The organism is Arthrobacter sp. 05T420 (assembly GCF_056396305.1).
The window spans coordinates 72,447-84,492 of record NZ_JBFTLG010000006.1; the positions used below are offsets into that span (position 1 = coordinate 72,447).

Genomic DNA, 12,046 nt, shown 5'->3' on the forward strand with positions numbered 1-12,046 from the left:
GTGACGAACGTCAAACTCGCCGGGCCGCACGTCACGTTTCCGCGGTCCGGCCGGACTCAGGGCCGCCGAAACCGCTCCAGAACGCTGTGCTGGAGGCTCACGGTCAATACCTCGGTGCCGGTGCCGGCCGACTGCCGGAGCGGAAGCCCATCAGGACCCCAGAAGCCGCTCAACCCGCAAGAGGGGCCGAGCCGCGTGGCGCCTGCCAGGTTCGCCAGGACGGAAAACATCCGGTTGTCCATGGCGCGGGCGCCAAGATGGAGTCCCAGCCGATGGTCTTCGCCAGCGGTGTAGAGAGCCGAGACAGAATAGATGTCCGCGCCGGCTGCCGCGGCCCATTCCGCGTGGCCGGGCCGGGCGGCGTCGAAGCAGATAGCCAAGGCGACCTTCCACCCGTCAATCTCCAAGATCGCGGGTTGGCTGCCGGCCACGAAGAGATCCTGCTCCGAAGCGTGCAGGTGCGTCTTGAAGCTGGCCTCGATGACGCCTGCAGGGTGGACGGCGAGGGCGGCCAGCCGCGGCGTGCCGTCTTCCTCCTTGAACGCGGCTCCGACCACGGCGGTGATTCCGGTACGCCGGCAGATTTCCCGGATGCCGTCCAGCCGCCCGTCAGCCGTACTCAGCCACTCCCCCGGCCCGTCCAGCAGGTCCAGCCGGTACCCCGTCAGGGACAGCTCAGGAAAGATGACCAGCCGGGCTCCGTGTGACTCGGCGTCTTCGATCAGCCGTATGTGCTCGGGCACGTTGGCGGCAACGCCGCCGTCCAGGGCCTCGTATTGGATGGCGGACAGCGTCAGTGCGGTGATTGAGCCGGTGCTTGAGCCAGTAGTCACTCTGCCATCCTAGGCACCTCGTCTTTCGCCGGAGGGCGCCGATGGTGCCGAGCAGTAGCGCCCGACGGCGGTTTCGCGAAGGACCTCCGCCCAGGCGGCCAGGCGCTGGGCCGCCCGCACGTAGTGGAACAGCTCTGTCGGAGTGAGGGCATCGAGGTCGGTCTCGGCCAGCCGCCGGGCCAGCTCCGCTCCCGGCGGCTGCACAGCCAGCGCCGTGCCCTCCTTGCCCCACTGGACGTCCTCGGCCGGCTCACCGGCGACCAAGCGCCGGAAGAGGAAGTCCACGACGCCCGGGCTCATGGCTTTGAGGACACCGGCCCCCGATTCGCCATCGCCCGCCCGTCCGCCCGGCGGGGTACTGGCCCGGTCAGGGTCCGAATGATCTGTGCCCGGAAATTGCCGACCTGCAGGTTCCCGACGTGTGATTTCGTGGCCTGTGAATTCCGGATTCAGGAAGGCGGGCTCTGGGGCGTTGTTCATGCGCCCATCGTATTCGAACATATATTCGAATTCAAGGGTCATTCATGGCAAGGACTCTGCGGCATTGCATGGGCGGTGTGCCGCCGTTGATTACCCCCGAGTTACATGGTTGTTGTTCCGCGGCGGCGTTCTATGGCGAGGATGGTGATGTCGATCGCGCCTGCGACGAGGCCGGTGTGGCTGATGCTTTCACGCACTCGTTGTTGCACTTTTTCGGCGACGTGGAGGGCGGTGAAGGCAATGTCGGTGGCGATATAGAGGTGGACGCGTACGGTGCCGTCGCTGATTGTCGCGGTGACGCCGTCGTGCTGGTAGGTGCCGTTTTGGCTGCCGGGATGGCGGAGGTTTTGGAAGGCGGCGGGACCGAGCCGGGGCAGGAAGCCTTGGATGGTGGGTTCAAGTCTGAGGACTCCGGGTGTTTCCAGTGTGGTGCGGGTGGCGATGGAGGCGATGAGCTGACTGGTGATGACGGAGCCTTGGAGGAATTGGTCAGACATCGTAAAGGTCCTCGACGGTGATGTTGACGGTTCCGGCGCCAATACCGACGCTGGCCGGAATCGCGTTGCTGATCTCGTGGCGCAGCGCCTCCACTGTTCGGGGGATGACGATGCCCGGGGCGGCGGCAACCCGAAGATTAATGATGAGGCGAGGACCGGCATTGGTGGAGGTACCGGTCGGGTGGTCTTCATCGGCGGCGCTGGCAACGGCTGAGCCTAATTCGATGCTGCAGCGTCGTGAGTGGACACCGGGGATCGCTGCTGCCGCGGACCGGATGAGGGAGCTCAGGGCCTGTTCGCTGATCTCCGTAGTGCCGTTGTCTGCGCTGCGCAGGAGGATTCTGCTGCCGCGGGCGACTTTGGCGCGGGCCACGTCCATGATGGCGTTTTTGATCCCGGGACGGGGTTTCAGTGTGGGGTTGTGAAGGTCGCTTTCGCGCAGCGAACGGGTTGCTTTGCTGAGTCTTTGCAGCCGAGTTCTGGCAGTTTGGCATTGGTCGCACTGTTCTTCGTGTGCGGTGGGTGGCCGGTCGATCGCGCCCCAGATGCCGTCGATGCTACGGCCGCAGCCGAGCCGGGGGACGTCGTCTAGCGCCATTGGCTCATCCCTTCTGCTATCTGGTGCCGTGCCCGCGCGAGTGTGCCGCGAACTGCTGCCGGGCTTATCTTCAGTGTTACACCAATCTCGGCGTAACTGCGTCCGTGCATTTCCCGCAGCAGCCAGCATGCCCGCTGTGCCGGCGGAAGAGTGTCCAGGACTGCGATCAGGCCATCCTGTTCGGCCGACCATTCAGCCTCTTGGGCAGGATCCAATGCGGCCCACACCGCGCGGCAGCCGGCCTCGGCAATGGTGTCCATGTCCTCCAAGTCGACGATGTTCTCGGCATGGGCGGACCGCTTGCGCAGCAGGTCCAGGCATTTGTTCGTTGCCAGCCGGTAGATCCAGCCACAGAAAGCGTCGACATCAGCGAGCATGGGAAGACCGCGCCAACTCGTTGTCAGGGTCTCCTGCACGATGTCTTCGGCTTCACCGCGGTCGTTGAGCATCCGATACGCCAGCCGAAAGAGTCTGTACTGATAGGTGAGCACCAGGTGTTCGAATGCCGCCAGGTCGCCGTCCTGGGCACGGGCGACGACACTCCCCTCGTCCAGGTCCGGTTCGAAGCCGGGGCCATGATCACCCATTCGCTGCCCATCCGTCCGGTTACATACCCGCCCCTGGCCCCAATATGCCACAGCCGGGCAACGCCGGGAACCGAACCGCGCTTCTGTTGCCCCGTGAGGAAAATAATCTGCGGCATCACGTGACGATTCCTGTCGGGCTTCGTCTTTATCGGTGTAAGCACGATTCCCCAGTCCCACGAGGAGATGTTTCCCATGACAGAGACACCCAGGACCCCCGGAGCTTCCAGCGGCGTCATGACCACACCCGAGGAGCAGAAGCAAGGCAGCGCGCTGGAACATCTGAAGGCGAGGGACGCACTGCACACCGATCGCGGCGACACCACGATCGAGGAAACCGTAGTGCAGAAGCTGGCTGGCATGGCCACCCGCGAGGTTCCCGGCGTGTTCGCCATGGGCAGTGCCGGCCGGCGCGCGTTCAGCGCCCTGACCGAACGCATTCCCGGGTCCCAGACCAATGTCAGCGGCGGCGTCAGCGTCGAAAAGGGCGAACGCCAGGCGGCCGTCGATGTGTCCATCATCATCGAGTACGGGTTCTCCGTGGTGGAGGTCAGCCAGGCCATCCGCCGCAACATCATTCAGTCCGTTGAGCGCGCCACCGGACTGGAAGTGCTCGAAGTGAACATCAATGTCACCGATGTCCACCTGCCCGACGACGACCACAGCGACCAGCAGGTCCAGAAGACCCAACTGCAGTAACCACCCGCCCAGTATCCTCCGCTAAGGGGAACGGGACGATGAGGAAAAGGATGGCTATGTCTACTACACGTTGGTGCCTGACGATAGGTCTAGTTCTGGGAATCGTTCTGGGCTTTGGCGGTTGGCTGGCGCTGCTGGCCGCGGTGATCCTCGGATTCGTCGGCCTGCTGGTCGGTCGGGTCGCGGAAGGAAAACTCGATTTGCAGGCCCTGTTCGGTAGAGCATCGAGCCGATGATCCCGCAAGGAGCCCACGCCCTGCCCTTGCCCGGGGCCGGGGACGCCGGCGAGGACTTCGGCGAGACGGGCGCCCGGGGGCAGACCGTCATGGCGGCCAGGGTGATCGAGAAAATCGCCGCCCAGGTGGTCAGCGACGAATCATCCGCTGGCGGATTTCCGGGCATCGGACCCCGTGCTGGTTTCTCCGCCCGGCCGAAGGCATCCGTGGAACTCTCCGGGAACATTGCGACCTTAAATGTGGAGGTCGGGATGCTGTATCCGGTGCCGTTACGCCAGGCCACCGAGGCCCTGCGCCGCCGGATCAGGACCAGGGTGACGGAGTTGACCGGAGTTGACGTCCGACAGATCGACATCAGGATCTCGTGGCTGAGCACCGGCACCGACACCAACGGACGAAGGAAATTGCTGTGAGCAGGCACGAGCGACGGTCCCCGCACCTGCGGCACCGTCCCAGCCGCGCCGTCCCGGCACTCATCGCCGGTATCCTGCTCCTGGCCGTCGGCGTCGCCCTGGTCTGGCTGGCCATCAGCCGGCTGGTCAACGGCACGTGGCCCGCCCTGCTGCAGGGACCACGCGACTGGCTCGCCGCGCTGGCGTGGAACGACCCCGCCGTACGGCAGATCGGGATAGCGGCCATCGTGGCAGGGGGGATCCTGTTACTGTGCGCCGTCATTCCCGGAGGGTTCAGTGCCCTCTCGATCGATGATTCCGGCACTACCGGCGCCGGAGATGGGGAGCGGCCGGTGCAAGAGCAGGAAACTGTGATGACCCGCCGTGCCGTAGCCCGCCTGGCGAAAGCCCGGTGCCTGCAGATCGACGGCGTAGACACGGCCGCAGCGACAGCCACCACAGGGCGCGTACGCCTGAGCGTGAAGACTTACCTGCACGAGCCAGGGGACCTGCACACCAGGATCACCGACGCTGTCCGCGCCCGCCTGGAAGAAACCGGGCTCTCCCCAGTTCCTCAGGTTACCGCCACGGTCCGGTCCAGAGATTAAGACCATTCGCGCGCCCACCCGCAGCGACTATTTGAAGGATGGTTTCCGATGAGACAGACCGCAGGAACCCTGAACCGAATCGGGCTGTCAGTTCTCGGCATCCTTGTCCTAGCCGCCGGCACCGCGATGCTCCTCCAGGCCAACGGGACGCTGCAGGCTCCTTTCAACACCGCCCCCGCTTGGAAGTCCGTCGTCACTGGCGATCTGTCCGCGCTCTTCGCGCCGCCGTGGGTGGCGGCCATCATACTGATCATCGGAGTCATCATCGGCGTGCTGGGGCTGCTGTGGATCATCGCCCAGATCCCAAGGAAAAACAGGGCAGGCGTGTATCGCCTCCATGACGACGGCAGTAAGGAATTCACCGTCTGCGACCCGTCCGTCCTCGCCGCCGTCGTCGAAAACCGGATCAACACCCTGCCGGGTGTCGTGACTTCCGCGGCCCTGCTGCGAGGAACAGCCAGAGCCCCCGACCTGACCCTGAAGGTGACGGTCAATGACAGGGCCGACGTCCGGGACCTCATCCACAGCATCCAAACATCCACCCTGCCGGATCTCTCCGCCGCCCTGGAGGCGCCGCTGCAGCGCAGCCGGCTGCAGATCGAGATCAGCGGACGAAGCCAAAGCACCGGAACCGTTGTGCATTCCACCGGCACCGTCGTCCACTAGCAACTGATTCTTCCCTCAGACAAGGCGGCGTTAAGGCCGCCGGTCAGCCCATCAACGGACGCGGTTCCCTTAGGCAGGTGCAAGTACCAGTCGTGCCCGGCCGGACATGAGACGATCACATGATGACCGCGCGCGGAACGACCACTGCTTCCCGGACCGTCAAGGGCACGGCCTCCGGCACCCGGCTGGCCGGCATTGACGCCGCACGCGGGCTGGCGCTGCTGGCCATGATGGCCACCCACGTGCTGGCCACCTTTGAGTCGGACTCGCAACTCACGCCCACCTGGATCGGGCTTGCGTTTTCCGGACGGGCAGCCGCGCTGTTCGCCGTGCTGGCCGGCGTCGGCCTGGCCCTGTCCACGGGGAAGCAGCAGCCCCTCCAAGGCTCCGAACTCTGGGCGGCCCGCCGGGGTATCGCCCTACGGGCGCTCGTGATCGGCGCCGTCGGGCTCTCCTTGGGCGGCCTGAAAGTCAACATCGCCATCATTTTGGTCCACTATGCCCTCCTGTTCCTGTGCGTGCTGCCTTTTGTTGGGCTCGGGGTGAAACGCCTGCTGATGCTGGCCGCCGCCTGGATCCTGGCAGCCCCGGTCCTGGCCTTCCTGCTGCGGCCCTGGCTGCTGTCCGCCGATCCGCCCCTGCGGCTGGGGCACAACCCGGGCTGGGAGGACCTGGCCACCCCGGACAGACTGCTTGGCGACCTCTTCCTCACGGGTTACTACCCCGTACTGCAGTGGATTGCCTATCTCCTGGTGGGGCTCGCGATCGGCCGGATGGCGCTGTCGAAAGCAACTGCGTCGTTCCTGCTGTTGGCCGCCGGAACGGTGGTGGCCATCATCTCCAAGTGGCTGGGGACAGTCATGATGGAGGACTGGGGCGGCAGGCAGGCGCTGGAAGCGCAGATCGGCGATCCCACCTACCCGCTGGCGAGCCTGCTGCAGGTCAACCTTGCCGGCGTCAACCAGTCTGGCTCGGCGTGGTGGCTGGCTTCCAGCGCACCGCACGCCGGCACCACACTGGATCTGCTGCACACCTTGGGGACGGCGTCCGCCGTGATCGGCGCGTGTCTCCTGCTCGGCAGGCTGGGCAACTGGCTGGAACTTGACCTGCTGCTCCCGCTGCGCGGAGCCGGGGCCATGACATTAAGCCTCTACACGGCGCATCTGTGCATCATGGGGGCCCTGCACGGCCAGCCACTGCTGCCCGGCTGGACTGTGGAGGGTGTGTACTGGGCGCAGTTCATGGGAGTGCTGGTGACAGGCGCGGTTTTCGCGGCACTGGCATGGCGCGGACCATTGGAGTGGGTAACTCATGCGGCCAACCAGGCGGGCAGCTACCAGTCGGCTCAGGTCCGCCAGTCTCCCCGCTTCCGCTAGCCTCCGCCGGCGTTCACTGAGCGAGGCACGCCACAGAGACGCCGCAGAGACCCCACAGCCCTACCCGCCGGGGCTCAGCGGCCGGCCACGAGTTGCTGGGGCTCCTGCTTTCCAGCTCTCCTGCACCTACGACTCCTGCACCCTACGACTCCTGCACCCCGGCGCGGAACATCCGCACGGCGTCGCGCATGGAGGCGCGGGCCCGCTTGCGGTCTCCGGCGGCATCGTAGGCACAGCTGAGCCGGAACCAGGAACGCCAGTCCTCTGGGGCGGCTTCGGCCTCAGCGCGGTACTTCTCAAATTCGAGGTCGGCGGCTTCGCGAATGATCCGGCCGGCGGGCGTGCGCGGCAGGGTGTCCTCGGGCAGGCCCCCCTCGGCTTCGAGGATCTTCGCCAAGCGCTCCGTCCGGGCCCCAAACAGCAGCTCCCGGATCATGGCCCACGCGCCGATGACCGGCAGCACCAGGTAAGCGGCTCCGATCGCCTTCGCCACGAGGTTGGGGTCCGACATCAGGAGCACGGAACGTTGAAGGGACACCACCAGGTAGAACACGAGCAGCAGCGTGACGGCCCCCACCCAGATCTTCGTGCGGTTGGCTTTCAGTGCTGTCAAGGCGGCGGACACCGGGCTCAGAGCCCCAGGTCCAGGTAGCCGTCGAGTCCCACGGTGAGCCCGGGGTGCGCGGCGACGTTGCGGATCCCCAGCAGCACTCCGGGCATGAAGGAGGCGCGGTCGAAGGAGTCGTGGCGAATGGTCAGCTGCTCCCCCGGCCCGCCCAGCAGGACCTCCTGATGCGCGACGAGACCGCTGAGCCGGACACTGTGGACCCGGATGCCGTCGATGTCCGTGCCGCGGGCGCCCGCGAGCTCCGTGGTGGTGGCGTCCGGGCTGGAAGGGACGCCGGCGTCGGTGCGCTCGGCTGAGATCAGCTGCGCCGTGCGCACAGCGGTGCCGGAGGGGGCATCAACCTTGTCCGGGTGGTGCAGTTCAATGATTTCGACGGACTCGAAGTACTTGGACGCTTTGGCGGCGAAGGCGGAGGCAAGGACCGAGCCGAGGGCGAAGTTGGGGGCGATGAGGACGCCGACGCCGGGCCGGCCGGCGAGGAGTTCCTCCAGCTCCGCGAGCCGCCCGGCGTCCCAGCCGGTGGTGCCGACCACGGCGTGCATGCCGTGCCCGACGGCGAAGCGGACGTTCGCTTCGGTGCTTTCAGGGACCGTCAGGTCCACCACGATCTGCGCCCCGGAGCTGACCAGCGTGTCGAGGGAGTCATTGCGGCCAAGGGCCGCGACGAGGTTCAGGTCCGCGGCGGCGTCGATGGCCTTTACGGCCTCTTCGCCCATGCGCCCATTGGCGCCCAACACGGCGACTGAGAGTTGTTCGATCATGCCATCAACCCTACCGCCGGGGGCGTTGCGTTCCGGAACCGGCGGCCTTGGGTTACAGGCCCCCGCCCCGGACAACCTGATCGCTAGGAAGCCTCCGCACCGTTCCGCGACGCCACGGACCCGCCGGCCCACCCGACACCACAGCAGCCCCACGCCTGTCAGGCTGGATTGACGGCCGCTACGTGTCAACCTAGACTGACAGGCATGGAGACCGACGACCTGTCCGCGCACATTCATTCACTTGACCCCGCCATCGGCCTGCGGGCGGTCGGCGCCCTGCATCGCCTGGCAGAACAGGTCGAGGCCGCGCAGGTGCGAGCTGCCCGACACCAGGGATGGACCTGGGAGCAGATCGGTGACGCCCTGGGCGTCTCGCGGCAGTCCGTTCACGCAAAATACCGAGAGTGAGACCGCGATGTTCGAACGATTTTCAGACGACACCCGTAAGATCCTTGGCTTTGCGATGGAAGAGGCCCGCTACAGCGGCGACAAGCGGCTGGGCACGGACCATCTGCTGCTAGGGGCGCTTCACGATCCCGGTCCGGCCGGCATTCTTGGTGTCACGCTCGATCAGGCAAGGGCAGCGGCAGCGGCGCTAGACCGCACAGCACTGGCGTCAATCGGCATAGATACCCACGGCTTTGAACGCGTCACCATGCCCGGGCGGGGAAAAAAGCCGCCCTTCAGTTCAGGTGCCCGGTCGGTAATGGAAGGCATGCTCCGGTACGCCATGGACCAGAAGTCACGACAGATCACCACGGCGAATCTTCTGTTGTCGCTGCTGGACCGCGAAGAACATGATCCGGCGGCCGCGCTCCTCAACGAACTGGGGGTGGACCGGGCCGAGGTCCGGCGCAGGGTCGTTTCCTCCTGATCGCGGGCCGGCTACTCCTCATCGAGCCGGCTCGCTGCCTACTCCCCCGCCCCGACCCACTCCACAGTGCCGTCGGCGAAAAACTGTTCCTTCCAGATCGGCACCTGGGCCTTGATCCGGTCCACGAGTTCGGCACAGACCTCGAAGGCCTGGCCGCGGTGGGCCGCGGAGACGGCGCAGACCAGGGCAGGGTCGCCGATCGCCAGCATGCCGATCCGGTGGGCCGCCCAGATCCGCACGGGCTGCTGCTGTTCCCCGGCGCCCTCGGCACCGGCGGCGCCACCATCCGGGGATCCGCCGGAAGCCTGGCCGCCGGCCGGGACCGAGTGCTCCGCCCCGAGCCCGGCGACGACGTCGGCCATCACCTGGTGCGCCGTCGGGTGGGCACTGTAGCTGAGCCGGGAAACCTGCTTGCCGCCGTCGTGGTTGCGGACGACGCCGCTGAAGCTGACCACCGCTCCTGCGGTGTCCGACTCGACCGCCGCGATGGCCTGCTCCACGGAAATCGGTTCGGCGCTCAGCACGGCGTGCACGATTTCAAATCCGGTTTCAGTGCCCATGGCTGCCTTCCAACTGGTCGCAAAGATGTCCAAGAATGGGGTCCAGCACGCCCAGGCCGTCCATCACGCCTTTCGGCGAGCCGGGGAGGTTCACGATGAAGGTCTGGCCGGCCGCGCCCGCGTGGCCCCGGCTGAGCATGGCCATCGGCGTCTTGGTTGCCCCGGCGCTCCGGATGCCCTCCATGATGCCCGGGATTTCCCGGTCCAGCAGGGGCAGGGTCTGCTCAGGCGTCGCGTCGGTGGGGCTCAGTCCGGTGCCCCCGCTGGTGATGATGACGGCGGGCTGCTGGCTCAGCAGGGCCCTCAGCGCGGCCCCGACAGGCGCCCCGTCCGGCACCACCATGGCGGGAAACGGCTCAAAGCCGTGTTCGGTGAGCCAATCGATGATGACAGGACCGGTGAGGTCCTCATAGATTCCGGCGGCCGCTCGGGTGGAGGCGATCACGACGCCGGCCTTACGGCCCGTGGCGTCGCCGTGGCGGTGCGGTTCGGGCATGTTCATCGGATCCAGTCCCCGCTCTTGCCGCCGCTTTTGGCGAGCACTTTGATATCGGTCAGGACCGCGTGCTTGTCCACGGCCTTGATCATGTCGTACACGCTCAGGGCCGCGACCGACGCCGCGGTCAGGGCCTCCATTTCGACCCCGGTGACGCCGCGGGTCTTGACCGTGGCAAAGACCGTCACGGAGTCGGTGTCGAGCTCAAAATCGATGGTGACCTTGGCGATGGGCAGCGGGTGGCACAGCGGGATCAGGTCTGGCGTCTTCTTGGCCGCCATGATCCCGGCGATGCGGGCAACGGCCAGGGCGTCGCCCTTCGGGAGCTCGCCGCCGCCGAGGAGGGCAAGGACCTCGGCCGTGCTGCGGACGGTCGCGGTGGCTGTGGCCTCCCGCGTGGACTGCGCCTTGTTGGACACATCCACCATCTGGGCCGTGCCGTCGTGGCGGAGGTGGGTCAGGCGGGGGTGGTCCGCCGCGGTGTTGGCCGCTGGTGCGGCATCCGCTTCAGGGGTTTCTGCTTCATTCACAAGATCCATACTTCCACTTCGTCGCCCGCTGCGAGTGCCCCAGACCCCTCGGGAACGTGGACCAGGGCATTGGAGCGGGCCAGGGCATGGACCAAGTGCGAGCCCGCACCGCCCTCCAGCCGGACCGTACCGTCCGGAGCCAGCGTGCCGCGCCGGACCTGGTGCTTGCCCGGCGGGGAGGTCAGCGGCTCGGCGAGGCGCGCGCGCACGGCCGGCCGCAGCGCCGGAGCGCCGAACAACTCGGTGAGGACCGGGCGGAGGAACATCTCAAAGGACACCAGGCAGCTCACCGGATTGCCGGGGAATCCCAGCACAGGAACACCGTCGAAGCTGCCGATCCCCTGCGGTCCGCCCGGCTGCATCGCCACGGCGCCGAACTCGACGTCGTGCCCCGCCATCGCCTGCCGCACCACCTCATAGGCACCCTTGCTGACCCCGCCGGTGGTGACGATCAGGTCCACGCCGGGGCCATGCCGGCGCAGCAACGCGGCGAGCTCCTCCGGCTGGTCCGTGGAGACGCCGGTCCGGGTGACCCGGAGCCCGGCCTGGCGCATGGCGGACTCGAGCAGCGTGCCGTTGGAGTCGAAGATCTTGCCCGGTCCCAGCGGGTTGCCCGGTTCGACCACTTCGTCGCCGGTGGTGACCAGGAGCACCCGGAGGCGGAAACGGACGGGCGCATCCGTGTAGCCCATGGCCGCCAGCAGTCCCAGCTGGCCGGGGCCCAGGAAGGTCCCCGCAGCGAGGGCGAGCTCGCCGGAGCGGATGTCGCTGCCGGCGTCGCGCACAAACGTTCCCGCAGCCGCGGCCGGCAGGTGGACCGTGGCGGGCTCCCCGGGCGGGGGGAAGGAATCGGGCACGGCCTGTTCAATGGGCACGACGGCGTCGGCGCCGGCCGGCATCATCGCGCCGGTCATGATCGGGGCGGCCGTGCCGGCGGCCAGTGCGGCCGGTGCGGCACCGGCCGGGACGGGCGCGACGACGCGCAGTTCGGTGCCGCCGTCGGGGACGTCGCCGCTGCGGATCGCGAAGCCGTCCATCTGCGAGTTGGCAAAGGGGGGAAGGTCCAGCGGCGCCAGGATGTCGGCGGCGAGCCCCCGGTTCAAGGCTTCGAACAATGGAAGCTGTTCCACCCGCTCCTCGGTGCGGAGCGGGGCCAGCAGGGCGCGCACCTTGTCCCGGTGCGCTTGAACGCTGACGTGCCTTGTCTCGGTGCGGTGCATGCGTTTCC

General features: G+C 67.1%; 19 protein-coding genes. 8 read left to right on the top strand and 11 right to left on the bottom strand.

Annotation, left to right across the window (positions count from 1 at the left end; all coding sequences use genetic code 11):
* Positions 1 to 56: 56 nt before the first annotated feature.
* The 5 genes from AC1DEM_RS07650 to AC1DEM_RS07670 all read right to left on the bottom strand — a co-directional run bounded on the left by AC1DEM_RS07650 (position 57) and on the right by AC1DEM_RS07670 (position 2,995).
* Positions 57 to 833: a carbon-nitrogen hydrolase family protein gene (locus AC1DEM_RS07650; protein WP_476883907.1), complete on the bottom strand. Its 777-nt coding sequence runs from the start codon at positions 831 to 833 to the stop codon at positions 57 to 59.
* A 9-nt stretch (positions 834 to 842) separates the two neighbouring features.
* Positions 843 to 1,313, bottom strand: a complete 471-nt coding sequence (locus AC1DEM_RS07655; protein WP_476883908.1) for a hypothetical protein — start codon at positions 1,311 to 1,313, stop codon at positions 843 to 845.
* Positions 1,314 to 1,414: 101 nt separating this feature from the next.
* On the bottom strand, positions 1,415 to 1,810 hold the full coding sequence (locus AC1DEM_RS07660) for an Asp23/Gls24 family envelope stress response protein (protein ID WP_476883909.1): 396 nt from the start codon (positions 1,808 to 1,810) through the stop codon (positions 1,415 to 1,417).
* Positions 1,803 to 2,408 carry an Asp23/Gls24 family envelope stress response protein gene (locus tag AC1DEM_RS07665; RefSeq protein WP_476883910.1) on the bottom strand — a complete coding sequence of 202 codons (606 nt, stop codon included), beginning with the start codon at positions 2,406 to 2,408 and terminating at the stop codon, positions 1,803 to 1,805. Before AC1DEM_RS07665 ends, AC1DEM_RS07660 begins: the two co-directional genes overlap by 8 nt.
* Positions 2,399 to 2,995, bottom strand: coding sequence for an RNA polymerase sigma factor (locus AC1DEM_RS07670; RefSeq protein ID WP_476883911.1), 597 nt, complete (start codon positions 2,993 to 2,995; stop codon positions 2,399 to 2,401). Before AC1DEM_RS07670 ends, AC1DEM_RS07665 begins: the two co-directional genes overlap by 10 nt.
* Positions 2,996 to 3,229: 234 nt before the next feature.
* On the opposite strand from AC1DEM_RS07670, the gene AC1DEM_RS07675 reads away from it, so the two are divergent.
* The 6 genes from AC1DEM_RS07675 (at position 3,230) to AC1DEM_RS07700 (ending at position 6,969) form a co-directional block, all read left to right on the top strand.
* A complete protein-coding gene (locus tag AC1DEM_RS07675) occupies positions 3,230 to 3,691 on the top strand; it encodes an Asp23/Gls24 family envelope stress response protein (protein ID WP_476884028.1) in 462 nt (153 codons plus the stop codon).
* A 56-nt stretch (positions 3,692 to 3,747) separates the two neighbouring features.
* Positions 3,748 to 3,927 carry a hypothetical protein gene (locus AC1DEM_RS07680; RefSeq protein ID WP_091558811.1) on the top strand — a complete coding sequence of 60 codons (180 nt, stop codon included), beginning with the start codon at positions 3,748 to 3,750 and terminating at the stop codon, positions 3,925 to 3,927.
* The gene (locus tag AC1DEM_RS07685) at positions 3,924 to 4,340 is read left to right on the top strand and encodes an Asp23/Gls24 family envelope stress response protein (protein WP_476883912.1); all 417 of its coding nucleotides are present in this window, start codon (positions 3,924 to 3,926) and stop codon (positions 4,338 to 4,340) included. Before AC1DEM_RS07680 ends, AC1DEM_RS07685 begins: the two co-directional genes overlap by 4 nt.
* Complete coding sequence (locus AC1DEM_RS07690; protein ID WP_476883913.1) at positions 4,337 to 4,927, top strand: DUF6286 domain-containing protein; 591 nt, start codon at positions 4,337 to 4,339, stop codon at positions 4,925 to 4,927. The genes AC1DEM_RS07685 and AC1DEM_RS07690 overlap by 4 nt, the downstream gene beginning before the upstream one ends.
* A gap of 48 nt (positions 4,928 to 4,975) precedes the next feature.
* Positions 4,976 to 5,593: a hypothetical protein gene (locus AC1DEM_RS07695; RefSeq protein ID WP_476883914.1), complete on the top strand. Its 618-nt coding sequence runs from the start codon at positions 4,976 to 4,978 to the stop codon at positions 5,591 to 5,593.
* 122 nt (positions 5,594 to 5,715) lie between these two features.
* The gene (locus AC1DEM_RS07700) at positions 5,716 to 6,969 is read left to right on the top strand and encodes a heparan-alpha-glucosaminide N-acetyltransferase domain-containing protein (protein ID WP_476884029.1); all 1,254 of its coding nucleotides are present in this window, start codon (positions 5,716 to 5,718) and stop codon (positions 6,967 to 6,969) included.
* Between the two features lie 142 nt (positions 6,970 to 7,111).
* Here AC1DEM_RS07700 and AC1DEM_RS07705 read toward each other — a convergent pair whose 3' ends face one another.
* Together AC1DEM_RS07705 and dapB are read right to left on the bottom strand one after the other, a co-directional pair.
* Positions 7,112 to 7,582, bottom strand: coding sequence for a hypothetical protein (locus AC1DEM_RS07705; RefSeq protein WP_476883915.1), 471 nt, complete (start codon positions 7,580 to 7,582; stop codon positions 7,112 to 7,114).
* A gap of 17 nt (positions 7,583 to 7,599) precedes the next feature.
* Entirely contained in the window at positions 7,600 to 8,358 is a 759-nt protein-coding gene (gene dapB, locus AC1DEM_RS07710) for a 4-hydroxy-tetrahydrodipicolinate reductase (protein WP_476883916.1), read from the bottom strand.
* A gap of 204 nt (positions 8,359 to 8,562) precedes the next feature.
* Between dapB and AC1DEM_RS07715 the strand changes: the two genes are divergently transcribed.
* On the top strand, positions 8,563 to 8,766 hold the full coding sequence (locus AC1DEM_RS07715; RefSeq protein ID WP_476883917.1) for a hypothetical protein: 204 nt from the start codon (positions 8,563 to 8,565) through the stop codon (positions 8,764 to 8,766).
* Between the two features lie 7 nt (positions 8,767 to 8,773).
* Positions 8,774 to 9,232, top strand: coding sequence for a Clp protease N-terminal domain-containing protein (locus AC1DEM_RS07720; protein WP_476883918.1), 459 nt, complete (start codon positions 8,774 to 8,776; stop codon positions 9,230 to 9,232).
* 38 nt (positions 9,233 to 9,270) lie between these two features.
* Here the strand turns inward: AC1DEM_RS07720 and AC1DEM_RS07725 are convergent, their stop codons facing one another.
* The 4 genes from AC1DEM_RS07725 to AC1DEM_RS07740 are packed head-to-tail and all read right to left on the bottom strand — an operon-like array spanning position 9,271 to position 12,038.
* Complete coding sequence (locus AC1DEM_RS07725) at positions 9,271 to 9,792, bottom strand: molybdenum cofactor biosynthesis protein MoaE (RefSeq protein ID WP_476883919.1); 522 nt, start codon at positions 9,790 to 9,792, stop codon at positions 9,271 to 9,273.
* Entirely contained in the window at positions 9,782 to 10,294 is a 513-nt protein-coding gene (locus tag AC1DEM_RS07730; protein ID WP_377988368.1) for a MogA/MoaB family molybdenum cofactor biosynthesis protein, read from the bottom strand. Before AC1DEM_RS07730 ends, AC1DEM_RS07725 begins: the two co-directional genes overlap by 11 nt.
* Positions 10,291 to 10,827 carry a cyclic pyranopterin monophosphate synthase MoaC gene (gene moaC / locus AC1DEM_RS07735; RefSeq protein ID WP_476883920.1) on the bottom strand — a complete coding sequence of 179 codons (537 nt, stop codon included), beginning with the start codon at positions 10,825 to 10,827 and terminating at the stop codon, positions 10,291 to 10,293. Before moaC ends, AC1DEM_RS07730 begins: the two co-directional genes overlap by 4 nt.
* Positions 10,815 to 12,038: a molybdopterin molybdotransferase MoeA gene (locus tag AC1DEM_RS07740; RefSeq protein ID WP_476883921.1), complete on the bottom strand. Its 1,224-nt coding sequence runs from the start codon at positions 12,036 to 12,038 to the stop codon at positions 10,815 to 10,817. Before AC1DEM_RS07740 ends, moaC begins: the two co-directional genes overlap by 13 nt.
* Positions 12,039 to 12,046: the final 8 nt, after the last annotated feature.